Annotated in this window: 15 protein-coding genes and 1 pseudogene; 12 read left to right on the forward strand and 4 right to left on the reverse strand. The window is 72.7% G+C overall.

The genetic code is table 11. The annotated features are described in order from the left end of the window. Positions 1 to 29 precede the first annotated feature (29 nt). The gene (locus AQJ84_RS07670; RefSeq protein WP_030045048.1) at positions 30 to 728 is read left to right on the forward strand and encodes a TetR/AcrR family transcriptional regulator; all 699 of its coding nucleotides are present in this window, start codon (positions 30 to 32) and stop codon (positions 726 to 728) included. A gap of 102 nt (positions 729 to 830) precedes the next feature. Continuing rightward, positions 831 to 944 (forward strand): annotated as a pseudogene (locus AQJ84_RS45080) (DNA-binding response regulator); the annotation flags it as partial. On the opposite strand, the gene AQJ84_RS07675 reads toward AQJ84_RS45080, so the two are convergent. Further along, on the reverse strand, positions 905 to 1,192 hold the full coding sequence (locus tag AQJ84_RS07675) for a DUF6332 family protein (protein ID WP_030045049.1): 288 nt from the start codon (positions 1,190 to 1,192) through the stop codon (positions 905 to 907). The pseudogene AQJ84_RS45080 and the gene AQJ84_RS07675 sit on opposite strands and share 40 nt — an antisense overlap. 74 nt (positions 1,193 to 1,266) lie before the next feature. Next, on the reverse strand, positions 1,267 to 2,754 hold the full coding sequence (locus AQJ84_RS07680) for an MFS transporter (RefSeq protein WP_030045050.1): 1,488 nt from the start codon (positions 2,752 to 2,754) through the stop codon (positions 1,267 to 1,269). Between the two features lie 85 nt (positions 2,755 to 2,839). Between AQJ84_RS07680 and AQJ84_RS07685 the strand changes: the two genes are divergently transcribed. Beyond that, a complete protein-coding gene (locus AQJ84_RS07685; RefSeq protein ID WP_030045051.1) occupies positions 2,840 to 3,232 on the forward strand; it encodes a MarR family winged helix-turn-helix transcriptional regulator in 393 nt (130 codons plus the stop codon). Positions 3,233 to 3,238: 6 nt separating this feature from the next. On the opposite strand, the gene AQJ84_RS07690 is transcribed toward AQJ84_RS07685, so the two are convergent. Together AQJ84_RS07690 and AQJ84_RS07695 are read right to left on the reverse strand one after the other, a co-directional pair. After that, positions 3,239 to 3,979 carry a maleylpyruvate isomerase family mycothiol-dependent enzyme gene (locus tag AQJ84_RS07690; protein ID WP_053190634.1) on the reverse strand — a complete coding sequence of 247 codons (741 nt, stop codon included), beginning with the start codon at positions 3,977 to 3,979 and terminating at the stop codon, positions 3,239 to 3,241. Between the two features lie 66 nt (positions 3,980 to 4,045). Next, positions 4,046 to 5,278 (reverse strand): MFS transporter, encoded by a 1,233-nt coding sequence (locus AQJ84_RS07695; RefSeq protein WP_030045053.1) that lies wholly within the window; start codon positions 5,276 to 5,278, stop codon positions 4,046 to 4,048. A gap of 636 nt (positions 5,279 to 5,914) precedes the next feature. Here AQJ84_RS07695 and AQJ84_RS07700 point away from each other — a divergent pair. The 9 genes from AQJ84_RS07700 to AQJ84_RS07740 all read left to right on the forward strand — a co-directional run bounded on the left by AQJ84_RS07700 (position 5,915) and on the right by AQJ84_RS07740 (position 16,391). After that, entirely contained in the window at positions 5,915 to 6,442 is a 528-nt protein-coding gene (locus tag AQJ84_RS07700; protein WP_030045054.1) for a hypothetical protein, read from the forward strand. A gap of 410 nt (positions 6,443 to 6,852) precedes the next feature. Next, complete coding sequence (locus AQJ84_RS07705; protein WP_053190636.1) at positions 6,853 to 8,982, forward strand: hypothetical protein; 2,130 nt, start codon at positions 6,853 to 6,855, stop codon at positions 8,980 to 8,982. A gap of 156 nt (positions 8,983 to 9,138) precedes the next feature. Next, entirely contained in the window at positions 9,139 to 10,659 is a 1,521-nt protein-coding gene (gene pelF, locus AQJ84_RS07710) for a GT4 family glycosyltransferase PelF (RefSeq protein ID WP_037804684.1), read from the forward strand. Then, the gene (locus AQJ84_RS07715) at positions 10,656 to 12,074 is read left to right on the forward strand and encodes a hypothetical protein (protein WP_053190638.1); all 1,419 of its coding nucleotides are present in this window, start codon (positions 10,656 to 10,658) and stop codon (positions 12,072 to 12,074) included. Before pelF ends, AQJ84_RS07715 begins: the two co-directional genes overlap by 4 nt. Positions 12,075 to 12,136: 62 nt before the next feature. Then, a complete protein-coding gene (locus AQJ84_RS07720; RefSeq protein ID WP_053190640.1) occupies positions 12,137 to 13,138 on the forward strand; it encodes a GDP-mannose 4,6-dehydratase in 1,002 nt (333 codons plus the stop codon). A gap of 47 nt (positions 13,139 to 13,185) precedes the next feature. Further along, a complete protein-coding gene (locus AQJ84_RS07725) occupies positions 13,186 to 13,899 on the forward strand; it encodes a nucleotidyltransferase family protein (RefSeq protein ID WP_030045060.1) in 714 nt (237 codons plus the stop codon). A gap of 7 nt (positions 13,900 to 13,906) precedes the next feature. Beyond that, complete coding sequence (locus tag AQJ84_RS07730) at positions 13,907 to 14,800, forward strand: NAD-dependent epimerase/dehydratase family protein (protein WP_030045061.1); 894 nt, start codon at positions 13,907 to 13,909, stop codon at positions 14,798 to 14,800. After that, on the forward strand, positions 14,797 to 15,459 hold the full coding sequence (locus AQJ84_RS07735; protein ID WP_030045062.1) for a spherulation-specific family 4 protein: 663 nt from the start codon (positions 14,797 to 14,799) through the stop codon (positions 15,457 to 15,459). Before AQJ84_RS07730 ends, AQJ84_RS07735 begins: the two co-directional genes overlap by 4 nt. Then, on the forward strand, positions 15,456 to 16,391 hold the full coding sequence (locus AQJ84_RS07740) for an endo alpha-1,4 polygalactosaminidase (RefSeq protein WP_030045063.1): 936 nt from the start codon (positions 15,456 to 15,458) through the stop codon (positions 16,389 to 16,391). Before AQJ84_RS07735 ends, AQJ84_RS07740 begins: the two co-directional genes overlap by 4 nt. The last annotated feature ends 85 nt before the right edge of the window (positions 16,392 to 16,476 follow it).

Here is a 16,476-nt window from a genome sequence, read left to right on the forward strand (position 1 = left end):
CCGATCTCCTTCCGTGCGACACTGGCCCCATGAGCAGCACCGCACGCGGCGCCCGAGCCCGCGCCAGGACCGAGATCACGGCGGCCATCAAGGACGAGGCACGCAGACAGCTCGCGGACGAAGGCGCCGCCAGACTCTCGCTGCGAGCCGTGGCGCGCGAACTCGGCATGGTCTCCTCCGCGCTCTACCGCTACTTCCCGAGCCGCGACGACCTGCTCACCGCACTCATCATCGACGCCTACGACTCCCTCGGCGAGACCGCGGAAGCGGCCCACGCCGCCGCTGCCGACGCCGGAGCGGTGCGACGCTGGTCGGCGGTGTGCGAGGCCGTACGCACGTGGGCGCTCGGGCACCCGCACGAGTACGCCTTGATCTACGGGTCCCCGGTGCCCGGCTACGTCGCGCCGAAGACCACCGTCCCGGCCGCCTCCCGCGTCGGGCTCGTCCTCATCGGCATCCTCCGCGACGCCCACCAGGGCCCCGGTCTGGCCGTTCCCCCGCTGGCCCCGGAGCTGCGCCCCGAGGCCGACCGGATGACCGCCGACCTCGCCCCCGACCTCCCGCCCGAGACGGTCGCGGCGCTCGTCGCGGCCTGGGCCCAGCTGTACGGGCTGATCGGGTTCGAGCTGTTCGGCCAGTTCAAGGGGGTGGTCGAGGACCGTGATCCGTTCTTCCGGCATGCGGTGGACCGGCTCGCCCACGGGGTGGGGCTGGGGGATCCGCGGTAGGGAGGAGGGCACGCGCCCGGATCGGGGCACGGTGGGGTGCGGGGCCGCCCGGATCGGGGCGCGGTGGGGTGCGGGGCCGCTGCGGGGTCGGGCTCAGTGCCCACCGCGAAGACCCACGTCAGCCGCACGATGGTGAAACTGGGCGCCCGTGAGCGCGCCCAACTCGTCGTGCCGGCCTACGAGTCGGGGCTGGTGCTGCCGGGCCGGCCGGGCTGGGGCCCCTCCTGCCGGAAGCGGACCAGCACACTGACGACCCGGGCGACGAAGAGGACGGGCGCGAGCACCAGTCCGACGCGCAGCAGCAGGAGTTCGACGGTGTGGGGCAGTGCGAACAACAGCGCCGGGCCCGCGACCGCCCCGAAGAGGACCGCCGCCACGAACGCCGCGCTGACCAGCGCGTACCCGATCTCGACGGTGATCGCGTCCCGTTCGGCCTGACCGCGCCGTCCCCCGTGAGGTGTCATCCGGGCAGTCTCACAGGCGTGCGCCCGGCGGGGCAAGCAGCCCCCGCCGGGCGCACGGCATCGGAGACGGTCCCCTAGTCGCGTACCGGGACGCGCTCCGTCTCCTTCACAGTGGACACGGGGGAGGTGGCGACCACGACGGACTGCTGCGCGCGGCGGGTGGGCCGCAGCCCGGTGAGCGAGATCAGCAGGCCGACCGCGGCGATGACCGTCACCACGACCAGTCCGGGCCGGTAGCTGTCGAGGACGGCCTGGGGACCGGCGTTCTCGGGGGCGCCCGCGGTCGCCACGGCCGTCACGATGGCCAGGAAGATCGCACCGCCGACCTGGACGGAGGTGTTGAGCAGTCCGGAGACCATGCCCTGCTCGTGGTCCTCGACGCCGTTGGTGGCCTGGATGTTGAGCGACGGGAAGACGAGCGCGCAGGCGGCGCCGATGAGCAGCATCGACGGCAGGATCACTGCCGCGTACACCGGGTCGAGGTCGACCCGCAGGAACAGCGCGTACCCGACGACCATCAGCGCGAAGCCCGCCGCGATCAGTCGCTGGGTGCCGTAACGGTCCACGATCGAACCGACCTTGGTCGAGGACAGTGCCACCAGGGCGCCCGCCGGCAGGAAGGCCAGCGCGGTGTGCAGCGCCGACCAGCCGAGCAGGGACTGCATGTACAGGGTGACCAGGAACTGGAAGCCGACGTACGAGCCGAAGAAGGCCATCGCGCCGAGCTGGGCGCGGATCTGGGTGCCGGAGCGCAGTACGCCGAGCCGGATCAGCGGGCCCGCCGAGCGTCGCTCGACCAGGACGAACACCGTGAGCAGGGCGGCGACGGCGAGGAAGGACAACAGGGTGCGGGCCGACGTCCAGCCGACTTCCGGCGCCTGGACGACGGTGAAGACCAGCAGCAGCATCGACGCGGTGCCAAGGACCGCGCCGGGGACGTCGTAGCCGTTGTGGTTCTTCTCGCGGGCGCTGCGCGGCAGCAGTTTCAGGCCGGCGACCAGGGCGACGACGGCGATGGGCGCGGGCAGCAGCATGGTCAGACGCCAGCTGGCCTCGGTGAGCAGGCCGGACAGCACCAGACCCATCGAGAAGCCGGTGGCGGCGCAGGTGGTGTAGATGGAGAGGGCGCGGTTGCGCAGCGGGCCCTCCGGGAAGGTCGTGGTGATGATCGACAGGCCGGCGGGGGCCGTGAAGGCCGCGCTCAGGCCCTTGATGAAACGGCTGGCGATCAGCAGCGGGCCCGAGTCGACGAGCCCGCCGAGCAGCGAGGCCAGTGCGAAGACACCCAGGGCGATGAGGAAGACCTGACGTCGGCCGAGCAGGTCGGCGGTCCGGCCGCCGAGGAGCAACAGGCCGCCGTAGCCGAGGATGTAGCCGCTGACGATCCACTGCAGGGTCGAGGTGGACAGGCCGAGCTCGGAGCCGATGGACGGCAGGGCGACGCCGACCATCGAGACGTCCAGCGCGTCCAGGAACATCGCGGCGCAGAGCACCAGCAGGGTGCCCCACAGCCGGGGGGTCCAGCGCCCTTCGGACGCGGGGGTGGTGAGCGGAGAGGTCATGCCGAAGACACTACATGCGCATGCATCGAATGCAAGCGCATTTAATTCTGGTGCAATATTTGCACTGCTCTGCTACGGTGCGCCCATGGCGGCGAAGAAGGCCCAGCAGACGCTCGCGGACCAGTGGCGGGACATCCTGGCGCTGCACGCCCGCACCCAGTGCGAACTCGACCGCGCACTCCACCAACACGGCCTGTGCGCCAGTGACTTCGAGGTCCTCGACGTCCTGTCCGAACGCCGCCCGGACGGCGTCTGTTCCTACCGCGTCCAGGAGATCTCCGAGCGCGTCCACCTCAGTCAGAGCGCGCTGTCACGGCTGGTCGCCCGGCTGGAGAAGGACGGGCTCGTAGAGCGCGGGATGTGCGCGGAGGACCGGCGGGGCGTGCAGGTGGTCCTCACCGAGAAGGGGCGCGCGCTGCACGACGACGTACTGCCGGTGCAGCGCGCGGTGTTGACGAGGATGCTGGCCTCCGGCTGAGCGCGCTCAGCTCCAGGTCACGGCGGACCTCTCCCGCCACAGCTCGGCGACCGAGGCGTTCCCGGTGACGGCCGGGAACGGCACCCTGTTCCACAGCGACAGGTACAACTCCGCGGCGGGCCCGGCCACTTCGCAGTCGGCCTCCCCGCCGTCACCCCGCACGGCCGCCGGCGGCTCCTGCGACAGCCGTACGGTCCACACCGCACCGTCCGTGTCCGTGGCCCGCACCCGCAGCACCCGGGGCGCGTCGGTGCGCACGCCGCTCTTGTCCCGGGCGTGGAAGCCCAGCAGCAACTCTTCGATCCCGTCCACCGCGAAGCCGGCGGCGATCTCGGTCGGGGCGCCGCCCCTGGCCGACTGCGCGTCGACCCGGTGCACGGTGGTCTCGTGCGCCTGTCGCCTCGCCCAGAACGCCAGCGCGGAGGGCGCTGGCAGGAAGTGCCAGCACTCGATGTCGGGGGCGGCGGAGCGCAGCGTGTCGACGAGCCGGGCGTGGCCCTCCCGGAACCAGGCCAGCAGCTCGGTGCCGTCGAGGTCGGGCAGCCCACCGTCGGGGTGGTAGGAGGTGTGCCCCGCGGCGACGAACGCCGTCGCCCAGCGATGCACCATTCCCGTGTGCCGCAACAGGTCCGCCACCTGCCAGTCGGGGCAGGTCGGCACCTTGGCGCCGGTGCCGGCCTCCTCGGCGGCCGCGGCCAGCAGGCGGCCCTCGCGGTCAAGGGTCGATACGAACTCGGCAGTCTCCATGAGGGCGAGTGTGCCGGATGGAGTGTGGTCCAAGGGAAGGCATTTTCACGAGGGCATCGGGCGTTTTCATGAGGCCCTCGCTGTCCGGCGGATGGCGAACCCGATCGCGGCGGCGATCGCGGCCAGTAGCGCCACGCTGGTGAGGGCCAATGGGAGGGAGAACCAGTCGGCCATGAAGCCGATGGCGGGCGGTCCGAGGAGCATGCCGCCGTAGCCGAGGGTGGAGGCGGTGGCGACGCCGGTGGGGCCGGCCAGGGCTCCGGCGCGTTCCACGGCGACCGGGAAGAGGTTCGCGAGGCCGAGCCCGGCGACGGCGAAGCCCAGCAGCGCCATCCAGACCTCAGGAGCGAGGGAGCCGAGCAGCATGCCCGCCGCAGCGATGGCGCCGCCCACGACCACGGTCGGGGTCTGGCCGAGGCGTTGCAGGAGCGTGCTGCCGGTGAGCCGGCCGACGGTCATCGCCAGCGCGAAGCAGGAGTAGCCCGCGGCCGCGACGGCGGGAGAGGCGTCGAGGTCCTGCTGCAGGTGCAGGGCGCCCCAGTCGGCCAGGGCGCCCTCGCCGTACGCCGTGCACAGGGCGATCAGGCCGAACACCGCGACCAGCCGGCGGGTCCGGGCGTCGGGGCGGACCGCGGGGCGACGCTTCCTCTGCTCCGGCTGCGGCACGTGCTGTTGGTTCTCTGCCTGTGCCGGTACCTGCGCCCGAGGCTGTGCCTGCTCCCCCTCTGCCGCCGTCGGCGGCGTGATGCGCAGCAGTGTGGGTCCGGCGACGGCCGTCACCAGCAGGCCGACGAGCGTCAGGCCGAACAGGTGCCGGGTGGGGGAGAGATGACCGGCGACCAGTCCGCCGAGGCCCGCGCCGATCATGCCGCCGAGGCTGAAGGCCGCGTGGAAGCCGGGCATGATCGGGCGCCGCAGGGCGGCCACCAGATCGACGGCGGCGCTGTTGAAGGCGACGTTGATGCCGCCGTAGGCGCTGCCGAAGACGAGCAGGACGGTACCCAGCGCCAGTGCCGAGTGTGTGAGCGGGGGCAGGGCGACGCTGAGGGAGAGGAGGACGGCGCAGACGACGGTGACCTGATGGTTGCCGTAGCGGCGGCAGAGGCGACCGGTGAGGATCATCGTGACGACCGCGCCGGCGGAGACGCCGAGCAGGGCGAGGCCGAGGGTGCTGGCGGAGGCGCCGGTCTGGTCCTTGATGGCGGGGATGCGGACGACCCATCCGGCGAAGATGAAACCGTCGAGGGCGAAGAAGGCGGTGAGGACGACGCGGAGCCGGGTGAGTGTGTCGCCCGGCACGACGTTGTGCGAACGGGCTTTGTTTATTAGCGGCACAAAATCAGGCTAGGTGGGGGGCGGCGGCCGGGGCAAGGGCGTATGGCGTGGGGGCGACGTGGCACCGGCCGGGTCGCGGCGACGAGGGGCGGCGCTCGGCGCGACCGGGAGCCGCGACCGCGCCGGGAGCGGCGAACGGCAGGGAGTTCCCGGGCCGGGAGTGGTGAACGGTCGGACGTTCCCGGGCCGGGAGTGGTGAACGGTCGGGGGTCCCCGGGCCGGGAGTGGTGAACGGTCGGAAGTTCCCGGGCCGGGAGTGGTGAACGGTCGGACGTTCCCGGGTCGGGAGTGGCGAACGGTCGGGGGTCCCCGGGCCGGGGGTGGCCAACGGTCGGGAGTCCGCGGGGTGTCGGCCTGTGCGGCGAGCCGTGAGAGCTGATACGCGCCAATATCATCTGTCCGCACCAGGCGGACCGGCAGCGGCGCCCACCCTCCGCCGACCCCCACGCGCACCTCCGCCACGTGCGCAAACGTGAGCCTCACGGATTCTCCACGAGTCCATCACGTGACCTTCACGCCCTGCGCACTTTCGGCCGCGCGGCCGGGCGGACGCCCCTCGCGGGGCAGACGCTGCGTTCCCGCGTGCCTAGCCTCCCGGCCATGCGATCACCACTGATGAGACGCCTAGGCCTCGGTGCCGTCCTCGCCCTCGTCCTCGCCGTGTTCGGGCTGGCCCCCAGCGCGAGCGCGGCCGATCCGGCGCCGGCCGAGCTCACGTTCGCCACCGACAGCGCCACCACCACGCCCGGCGGCACGGTGAACCTGTCGATGACGATCACCAACAACAAGACCTACGACATCTGGTTCGTGTACCAGACGATCGAGCCGACGTGGCTGACCACCCAGCGCCCCGACCTGAAGTACGGCTTCACCGGTTGCAGCCTGGCCACGGCCGCCGGCGCCACCCCCTGCTCCGGGACCGGCCCCGCCAACCTCGGTGCCAACTACGGCGCCACCGTCCCGCCCGGTCAGAGCCGCACGGTCACGCTGACGCTGGACATCGCCGCGGACTCCGGCTGTAACGGCAACATCGGCTTCTACTCGTACTTCTACGCCGAGTTCAGCGACACCACGAGCGTCAGCGGCGGTCCGGTCTACACGCCCCAGACCCGCGTGCTCTGCGCCTGACGGCTTCGCCCGGAGCGCGGCGACCGTGACGCGGTTGACCTGAAACGCTCTGCGAGCAGGGCGGCCGTCGTGGTCTGGACCACTGGCACTCCGGCCGGCGGACCCACGGGTCCGCCGGTGCGCCGAGCAGGGCCCGGACCAGCAGGCCGGGCCCTCTTGGTCATCGGGGCCCGCCTGTCCCGTAGGCGGGGAAATGCTCGATTCCCTTCCGCGACAGCCCTGTTGGACACCTGCGCTTTTCCGTCATGTTTCGCAACATGACCACGAAAGCTACACACTGACACCACTATGTGACGCGAACGGATGCGTGGACGACTGGCTTCTGAGGGGGACGCCGGCGTCGCGCAAGGGGGTGCGTCCGCTCCGCGCGGAGTCGTGCTCACCCCTGCCAGGGGAGGGAACTTCACCGCATGAAGCGGACCATACGCACCACCGTGCTCACGGTGGGCGCGCTCATCGCCGCGCTGGGCCTGCCGGCCGGCACGGCCCACGCCGACACCACACCCCGGATCGACCTACGGGTGCTGGTGGTGAGCGACGGCGGACCGTCGACCGACGCGATCGCCGCCGAACTGGCCGCGGCCGGCACGCCGTACACCGAGATCGACCTCACGCAGGCCGGCCGGACAGTGATCGACGCCGGCTTCCTGGCGGACACCGTCGACGGGCGGCCCCGTGCCAGGTTCCAGGCCGTCGTGCTGCCCAACGACAACCCGTTCCCGGCCGGTTCCGCCGAGATGGCGGCGCTCGTGACCTATGAGCAGACGTACGACGTCCCCCAGGTCGACGCCTACACCTACGCCCGACCGGAGGCCGGCCTGCAGTACCCGGTCTACGGCGGCTACTCCGGCAGCATCGACGGCGCGCAGGCGGAGGTGACCGCCGCCGGCAGGTCGGGCCCCTTCGGTTACCTCGACGGAGCCGTGCCGTTCGAGGACAACGACCCGGCCATCGGCGAGAGTTACGCCTACCTCTCGAAGCCGGTGGCAGGCGCCGACTTCACCTCCTACGTCGAGGCGGCGATCCCCGGTCAGCCGACGCGGGGCTCACTGGTGGGCGAGTACCGGCACGACGGGCGGCGCGAACTCGTCGTCACCTTCGTCTACAACCAGTACCAGCAGCAGTTCCGGCTGCTGGCCCGGGGCATCGTGGAGTGGATGACCGGCGGGGTGCACCTGGGCGCCTCCCGGAACTACTTCGCCGTGCACGTGGACGACGTGTTCGCCGCCGACGACCGCTGGAACAGCGCGCTCAACTGCACGCCCGGAGACGTCGACTGCACGGACCCGAACGCGACACCCGACCCGATCCGGATGACCGCCGCCGACGTCGACCACGCCGTCTCCTGGCAGAACAACAAGGACTTCACCCTCGACTTCGCCTACAACGCCGCCGGCACCGTCGACCAGCGCCAGGACAACAACGGCGTCGACCAGCTCGCGGACCGGCTGATCGCGGAGCGCGGTGAGTTCCGCTGGATCAACCACACCTACTCGCACCCCTTCCTCGGCTGCGTGCAGGACACCAGCGTGGTGCCCTGGAAGTGCGCGACCAACGCCGACGGCAGCACCCGGTGGGTCAGCCGCAACGAGATCTCGGACGAGATCGCCACCAACCGGGTCTGGGGCCAGAGCGCCGGACTGCCGCTGCACAACGACGAGTTGGTCACCGGTGAGCACTCCGGCATGAAGGTGCTGCCGCAGCAGCCCCAGGACAACCCCAACCTGGCGCTCGCCCTCGCCGACAACGGCATCGCCTGGCTCGGCTCCGACAACTCCCGTGAGCCCGCCCAGCGTCAGGTCGGCCCGGCCACGACCGTGCCCCGCTACCCGATGAACGTCTTCTACAACGCGGGCCGGGCCGCCGAACAGGTCGACGAGTACAACTGGATCTACACCAGCCGCGCCCAGGGCGGCAGCGGTATCTGCGAGGACAACCCGGCCACCACGACCTGTCTCGCCTCGCCGCTGGACACCACCACCGGCTACGAGAACCACATCGTGCCGCTGGAGACCCGCATCGCCCTCGGGCACGTCCTGGCCAACGACCCGAAACCGCACTTCATCCACCAGTCGAACCTGGCCGAGGACCGTATCGCCTACCCCGTGCTCGGCGGCGTCCTCGACGGCTACGAGGCGCTGTTCACCGAGGACACCCCGGTGGTGAACCTGCGGATGAAGGACATCGGGGCCGAACTGCAGCGCAGAGCCGACTGGCGGACAGCCCTCGAGGCCGGCCAGGTCACCGCCTACCGCGTCGGCGACACTGTGACCGTCGAAGCGCCGGACGGACTGGCGGTCACCGCGACCCTGCCCACCGGCACCACGCTGGCCGGTGCCGCGTTCGGCGAGGCGTACGCGGGCGCGGTCTCCGGCTGGACCCCCTCGGCGGGCGCCCCGCTCACCCTCACGCTCCCAGACTCCCTCGCCGCGCCGGCCGTCACCGAGGCCGCCGCGCCCGCCCCGGTCACGAAGCCCGCCCCGGACACCCGGGTCCCCGCGGGCGTCACCGAGCGGGTCCCCCACACCGCGGACGACTGACCCGCGCCCACACCAGGGACCAGAGCGAGAACCCGCCCCGAGGACCGGCCGAGCACGGTCCGGAGGCGGATGAAGGACCGATCCGCGGTCCCGGCCGCCCACCCGGCGGCCGGGACCGGCACGAACCACCCCACACCTCGGCCGTGGAGCACATCGATGCCCGTACCCCACGGCGCGCGACGCACCGGAGCAACGCGCGTCACCCTGCTTACCGAAGGCACCTACCCACACAGTCACGGCGGCGTGAGCGTCTGGTGCGACCAGCTCGTCCAGGGCATGCCCGATGTCGACTTCGACGTCGTCGCCGTCACCGGCACCGGACGCGAGCCCGTGGTCTGGGATCTGCCGCCGCACGTCTCGCGCGTGCTGTCGGTTCCGATGTGGGGCGCCCCGCCGGAGGGCCGCGCGCCGCGCGGCCGGGCCCGCAACCAACTCACCGGCGCCTACGAGCAGTTCCTCACCGCCCTGCTCGACCCGCGGGCCGAGGACGGGTTCGCACCCGCCCTGTACGCGATGGCGCGGGCAGCGGCGGACGGGACGCTGAGCCCCTTCCTGCGCGCGGACCGGGCGATCACCGTCCTGACCGCGTTGTGGAACCGGCCCGGCCTCGCCGTGCGCGAGTCGGGGCCGACCCTGCACGACGCGCTCACCGCCACCGCCCTGCTGGAGCACGCCCTGCGCCCGCTCGCCGCGCCACCGCCCGAAAGCGGGGTCGCGCACGCGGTCAGCGGTGGCGTCGCCGTGCTGCCCGGCCTCGCGGCCCTCCAACAGCACGGTGTTCCACTGCTGTTGACCGAGCACGGCGTCTACCTGCGCGAGCGCTATCTCGGCTACCGCACCGCGCCCTACCGCTGGCCGGTGAAGGCCGTCGTCCTCGGGTTCTTCCGGCTGCTGGCGCAGGAGACCTACCGCAAAGCCGCCCTGATCACCCCCGGCAACCGCTACAACCGGCTGTGGGAGGAGGAGGGTGGCGCCGACCCGGAGTCGATCCGTACGGTCTACAACGGCGTCGACCCGGCCGCGTTCCCGGCCGCCGGGCCCGAGCCGGAGGCGCCCACCCTCAGCTGGGCCGGACGCGTCGACCCCATCAAGGACCTCGAGACCCTGATCCGGGCCTTCGCCCTGGTCCGCCACCGCCACCCCGACGCCAGGCTGCGGTTGTTCGGCGGCACACCGCGGGGCGGGGAGGCCTACCGGGAGCGCTGCGAGGCACTGGCCGCCGAACTGGGCCACGCGGACGCCGTCACGTTCGAGGGACGCGTCGACGACATCAAGGACGCCTACGCGGCCGGCAACGTCGTGATGCTCTCCAGCATCAGTGAGGGCTTCCCGTTCACCCTGATCGAGGCCATGTCGTGCGGCCGGGCCACCGTCTCCACCGACGTGGGAGGCGTCCGCGAGGCCGTCGGTGACACCGGACTGGTGGTGCCGCCACGTGATCCGGCGGCGATGGCCGCGGCCGCGCTGGAGCTGCTGGCCGATCCGGGGCGGCGCCGGGCGATGGGCGAGGCGGCCCGGCTGCGCGTCATCGAGCAGTTCACGCTGCGCCAGACCATTGACACGTTTCGCTCCATCTATCGGGAACTACCCACCCACAAAGGAAAGTTGGCGGTCATGCCCGCTCCGGTGGAGACGCCGGCCCCGGCGGTCAGCGGCTTCGGAAGCCTCGCCCTGTGAGCGGGCCGATATCCCTCGAACCCGGCGGCACCGAACAGGACACGCTGGCCATCCGGCTGGCCGACGTACGCCCGCCGCGCAGGCGCCGTCCACGCTGGGCCCTCGACGACGCCACGCTCGCCATCCGGCTGCCGAGGCGCGGCCCGGACGAGGAGGCGGTCAGCGAACTCGCCGCCGAACTCGCCGACCGCGTCGGCCCCGCCGTCCACCCCTACGAGGTGGCCGCGCTGCTGGAGGCGGAAGGACTGTCCGCGTCCCTGATCAAGGAACGGTACGGTCACCCGAACCTGTTCTCCCTCGCCTCCGCGCTCTTCGAACGGGTGCCGCGGACCTTCCCCGAACCCGCGCCGGCGGCCGACCCCTGGCGTCCTGACACCGTGCGCTGTCTGCTGCGCGGCGTGCTGTTCGCCCTGCCGGGACTGGCCTACCTGCTCACCGCACCACTGTGGAACGCCGCCGGACACGCCCCCGCCCTGATCGTGGCGGGGCTCGTCTCCTGGGCGTGGGGCCAGGCCCTCGGTCACCGTGCCCACCTGCGGATGGCCACCGGACGGCGCGAGGCCGGCCGTACCCTCCTGGCCGGGGCCCCGCTGGGGGCGGCGGTGGCCACCGCGGTCGCCGCGCTGCCCGCCGGCGGCGGCCCGGTGATCCTGGTGGCGGCCGCCCAGTCGGCATACCTCGCGGCCGCGGGCGTCCTGCTGGTACTGGCCCGCGAACGGCTGCTGCTGGCCGCGCTCAGCCCTCTGGTCGCGGGCGCGGCCGTCCTGCCGTGGTGGGAGCCTGGCTCCTTGCTGAGGGCCGGGCTGCCGCTGCTGGCGCTGCTCGCCACGCTCGCCGTCACCGGCCGGGTCCTGTGGAGTGCCCTAGCCGTCCCGGCCGTCGCCGCAGCCACCCGGCCCCGCCTGCTGTGGTCCCTGCCGTACGGCCTGTTCGGACTGGCCGCGGGTGTCCTGGTGCTGCTGGAGGGACGCGAGGAGCCCTACGCCGTGATCGTGCTGACGGTGAGCATGGGACCGGCGGAGTGGCTGCTGTACCGCTACCGCGGACTGTCCGTCGCCGCGCTGCGCGCCACCGCCACACCCGCCGGGTTCCTGCTGCGCTCGGCCGGCATCCTCGGCCTCTGCCTGCTCGTCTACGTCCTGCCGCTGCTGCCCGCCGCCCTGCTCACCGGCGCCGAACCGGCCGCCCTGATGCTGCTCGCCGCCGCCCTGTGGACCGCGTTGCTGCTCCAGGCCTTCGGAGCGGCCTGGCCGTCGGCCGCCATCTGCCTCACGGCCGCGGGCGCCGCCGGTGCGGCCACGGTGTTCGACCTCCCACCGGGCGCCCTCGCCCTGCCGCTGTGCTGCGGCGCGGCCGCGCTGTGTCTGGCGGTCTGCGCGCTGTGGCTGCTGGGACGCCCCGCCCCACACGCCTGACCCTGTCGCTCCCGCTCCCACCGCCCCACCTCCCCGTGCAACCAACCGGAAGGACACCGCAGTTGACCTCCGCACCGCTCGCCGCCGTCACCGGAGCCGAGGGCTTCATCGGCTCGCACCTCACCGAGGCCCTGGTCGCCTCCGGACACCGGGTGCGGGCCATGGCCCAGTACAACTCCTTCTCCTCCTACGGCTGGCTGGAGACCCTGCACCCGGACGTCCTCGACCAGGTGGAGATCGTCCTCGGCGACGTCCGTGACCCCGGCTCGGTCCGCGGCCTGCTCGAAGGCGCCGACACCGCCTACCACCTGGCCGCCCTGATCGCGATCCCTTACTCCTACCAGGCCCCGCACAGCTACGTGGACACCAACGTCACCGGCACCCTCAACGTGCTGGAGGCCGTACGCGCCCTCGGCACGCCCCGGCTGGTGCACACCTCCACCAGCGAGACGTACGGCACCGCGCAGACCGTGCCGATCACCGAGGACCACCCGATCAACACACAGTCCCCGTACGCCGCTTCGAAGGCGGGCGGCGACCGACTGGCCGACAGCTACCACGCCAGCTTCGACACCCCGGTGGTGACCCTGCGGCCGTTCAACACGTTCGGGCCCCGCCAGTCGATGCGCGCGGTGATCCCCACCGTCATTGGCCAGGTCGCGGCGGGGGAGCGCACGATCACCCTCGGCGACCTGCGTCCCACCCGGGACTTCACCTTCGTCAAGGACACCGCGCAGGCCTTCCTCGCGGTCGGGACCGCGCCCGCCGGGCAGGTGGTGGGGCGCACCTTCAACGCCGGTACCGGCGGGGAGATCTCGGTCGGCGACCTCGTCGCACTGATCGGGAAGGTCATGGACCGCGCGCTCGACGTGCGCGAGGACGAGGCCCGGATCCGGCCCGCGGGCTCCGAGGTGATGCGGCTGGTCGCGGACGCGAGCCGGCTCGCCGCCGCCACCGGCTGGCAGCCCGCCCACTCCCTGGAGGAGGGCCTCGCGCACACCGTGGAGTTCTTCCGCGACCCGGCCAACCTCGCCCGCTACAAGACCGGCATCTACAACATCTGAGCTCGTCCGGCACCCCCGTCCGCGTACGTCCACGAAGGAGGAGTCTCATGCACGCAGTGATCCTGGCGGGAGGCAAGGGCGTCCGGCTGCGGCCCTACACCACCGCGCTGCCCAAGCCGCTCGTGCCCATCGGTGACCAGCACGCGATCCTGGAGATCGTGCTGCGCCAGCTGTCCACGGCCGGATTCACCACCTGCACCATCGCGATCGGACACCTCGGCGAGATCATCCGCGCCTACGTCGGTGACGGCTCACAGTGGGGCCTGGCCGTCGACTACGCCACCGAGGAGAGCCCCCTGGGCACCATGGGCCCGCTGCTCAACCTGCGCCACCGGCTGCCCGACACCTTCCTGGTGATGAACGGCGACGTGCTCACCGACCTCGACTACGCCGACGTCCTGAACCGGCACCGCGACTCCGGCGCCCCGCTGACCATCGCCACCTACGCCCGCAAGGTGCACATCGACTTCGGGGTGCTCACCACCGACGACAGCAAGGTCGTCGCGTTCACCGAGAAGCCGAGCATGGACTACCACGTCTCCATGGGCGTCTACGGTCTGTCCCGCTCGACGCTGGAGGGCTACACGCCCGGACTGCCGCTGGGCTTCGACGAGTTGGTCCTCGACCTGCTGAACGCCCGCAACCAGCCGCACGCCTACGAGTTCGACGGGTACTGGCTGGACATCGGCCGCCCGGACGACTACGACCGGGCCAACGCCGAGTTCACCACCCGCAAGTCGCTTCTGCTCAAGGGAGCCTGAGCACGTCATGCGCATTCTCGTCCTGGGTTTCACGGGCTATCTGGGCGCCCACGTCGTCGAGCGGCTGGGCACCCTGCCCGGCGCGCGGGTGCTCGGCGGCGGCCGCTCCGCCGGCGCGCGGCACGGCATCGACCTCGCCACCGTCCGCCCGGAGCAGCTGGCGAAGACCCTGGCGTCGGCCGCGCCCGACACCGTGATCAACTGTGCGGGCGCCACCGGCGGCGACGCCGTCACCCTCGCCGAGGTCAACGCCCGTGGCCCGGCGGTCCTGTGCGCCGCCCTGCGCGAGGCGGCCCCCACGGCCCGCCTGGTCCATCTGGGCTCGGCGGCCGAGTACGGCCCCGGCACCCCGGACCTCCCGGTGACGGAGCAGGCGGCCACCCGCCCGATCGGCCCGTACGGCGCGACCAAGCTCGCGGGCACCGTCGCGGTGACCGCCTCCGGCCTGGACGCGGTGGTGCTGCGGGTCGGCAATCCGGTGGGGCGGGGGGCGCCGTCCACCGGACTGCCCGGCCGGATCGCCGCGCTGCTGCGCGAGGCCGGCCCCGACCCGGAGGCGGTACTGCGGCTCGGTGACCTGTCCGCGTACCGCGACTTCGTGGACGTACGTGACGTGGCCCGTGCGGCGGTGCTCGCGGCCACCGCGCCCGGCCCGCTGCCGCCCGTCCTCAACGTCGGCGGGGGCCGGGCCGTCCCGGTGCGTGACCTGGTGCGCGGCCTGGCCGACCAGGCAGGGTTCCGGGGCCGGATCGAGGAGACCGCGGCGGGGTCGGTCCGCTCGGGGCAGGTGTCGTGGCAGTGCTCCGACATCACCGCCGCCGAACAGGCCCTGGGCTGGCGCCCGGACCACACCCTCGACGAGGCGCTGGCCGCGCTGTGGGAAGGCGACGGTACGCCGTGAGTCTGCTGATTCCGCTGTACGTCCATCCGGCCGAGGACCCGGGTGCCTGGCACCGCCTGATCACCGCCGCGACCCGCACGTACGGGGTCGTCCTCAACCCCGCCAGCGGTCCGGGCGACGGACCCGACCCGGCGTTCACCGCGGCGGCCGGCGCGCTGCGGGCGGCCGGGGCGCGGCTGCTGGGCTACGCCGACACCGACTACGGGGTGCGCGACCCGGCGGAGGTCGTCGAGGACCTGCGCCGGCACCGGGAGTGGTACGCGGCGGACGGCTGCTTCCTCGACCGGGTGACGGCGACGCGGGAGGGGCTGGCGGCCTGCCGTCGGCTGGTGCGGACCGTGCGCCGCGAGGGCGCCGGGACGGTCGTCCTCAACCCCGGGGTCCACCCGGCCCCGGGGTACGCCCGCCTCGCCGACCTGACCGTCACCTTCGAGGGCCACTGGTCCACGTACGTCTCCGCCTTCAGCAGACCCGCGTGGACCGTACGCCACCCGCCCGAGCAACTGTGCCACCTCGTCTACGGCGTGCCCGAGGCGCTCGTCCCCCTCGCCGTGCGCACCGCACACGAGCGCGGCGCGGCGGTCTGCGGTCCGGTCACGGGCGAACCACCCAACCCCTGGGACCGGTTGACGCCCGCCCTCACGGGGGTGGAGCGATGAGGAACCGGGCGCTGCGCGCGGCGGCCCTGCTCACCGTGCTGGCGGCCGTGGCCCTGACGGGGTGCTCCGGGAGCCCCGGGCGGCCTGCCGCGGCGCACGAATCGCAGTCCGCCGCGCCCCGCACGACGGCTTCCGGGACGTCGGCGCCGGACCCGGTGGAGCCCGCCACCCCGGGCGGCACCCCTGCTCCGGCGCCGTCCTCGTCCTCGGCCGCCCCTTCGGCGAGCCCCGCCACCCGCTGGAAGCCCCGGCCCGGCCTGGCCTGGCAGTGGCAACTGGACGGCAGGGTCGAGCCGTCGGCGAACGTGCCTGTTTACGACATCGACGGCTTCGAGAACTCCGCGGCGGACGTGGCCCGGTTGCACCGCGCCGGCCGGAAGGTCATCTGTTACGTCAACGTGGGCGCCTGGGAGGACTTCCGGCCGGACCAGGCCGCCTTCCCCCGCTCGGTGCTCGGCGAACCCAACGGCTGGGCGGGGGAGCGCTGGCTGGACATCCGACAGCTCTCCGTCCTGCGCCCGATCATGGAACGGCGCTTCGACATGTGCCGCGACAAGGGCTTCGACGCGGTGGAGCCCGATCTGGTGGAGGGCTACGGCAACGACACCGGCTTCCCGCTCACCGCCGACGACCAGCTCAGGTACAACCGCATGATCGCGGACCTCGCCCACGAGCGCGGACTGTCCGTGGGCCTCAAGAACGACCTGCCCCAGATCCCCCAGCTGCTGGCTCACTTCGACTTCGCGGTCAACGAGGAGTGCGCCCAGTACGACGAGTGCGCGCTGCTCACCCCGTTCGTCACGGCCGGCAAGGCGGTGTTCCACGTGGAGTACACCGAACCTCGCAGCGCCTTCTGCGCCGAGTCCCGCCGACTGAACCTGTCGTCGATGGTGAAGGAACCGGAGCTCGGCGTGTGGCGCAAGCCCTGCTGAGGTGCGGCGACATCGTCCACCGCCGGTCGGTCGCCGCCGTGCGCGGTGCGTCGCGCACACCGTCCCTCGACGCGGAGTCCCGGGC

Source organism: Streptomyces resistomycificus (assembly GCF_001514265.1).
In the GTDB taxonomy this organism is placed as follows: Bacteria; Actinomycetota; Actinomycetes; order Streptomycetales; family Streptomycetaceae; genus Streptomyces; species Streptomyces resistomycificus.

Coding starts and splice junctions, on each gene's coding strand:
- AQJ84_RS07725 (WP_030045060.1), top strand. CDS start 13,186: ATGCACGCAGTGATCCTGGCGGGAGGCAAGGGCGTCCGGCTGCGGCCC.
- AQJ84_RS07740 (WP_030045063.1), top strand. CDS start 15,456: ATGAGGAACCGGGCGCTGCGCGCGGCGGCCCTGCTCACCGTGCTGGCG.
- AQJ84_RS07685 (WP_030045051.1), top strand. CDS start 2,840: ATGGCGGCGAAGAAGGCCCAGCAGACGCTCGCGGACCAGTGGCGGGAC.
- pelF (WP_037804684.1), top strand. CDS start 9,139: ATGCCCGTACCCCACGGCGCGCGACGCACCGGAGCAACGCGCGTCACC.
- AQJ84_RS07705 (WP_053190636.1), top strand. CDS start 6,853: ATGAAGCGGACCATACGCACCACCGTGCTCACGGTGGGCGCGCTCATC.
- AQJ84_RS07680 (WP_030045050.1), bottom strand. CDS start 2,754: ATGACCTCTCCGCTCACCACCCCCGCGTCCGAAGGGCGCTGGACCCCC.
- AQJ84_RS07700 (WP_030045054.1), top strand. CDS start 5,915: ATGCGATCACCACTGATGAGACGCCTAGGCCTCGGTGCCGTCCTCGCC.
- AQJ84_RS07675 (WP_030045049.1), bottom strand. CDS start 1,192: ATGACACCTCACGGGGGACGGCGCGGTCAGGCCGAACGGGACGCGATC.
- AQJ84_RS07690 (WP_053190634.1), bottom strand. CDS start 3,979: ATGGAGACTGCCGAGTTCGTATCGACCCTTGACCGCGAGGGCCGCCTG.
- AQJ84_RS07670 (WP_030045048.1), top strand. CDS start 30: ATGAGCAGCACCGCACGCGGCGCCCGAGCCCGCGCCAGGACCGAGATC.
- AQJ84_RS07730 (WP_030045061.1), top strand. CDS start 13,907: ATGCGCATTCTCGTCCTGGGTTTCACGGGCTATCTGGGCGCCCACGTC.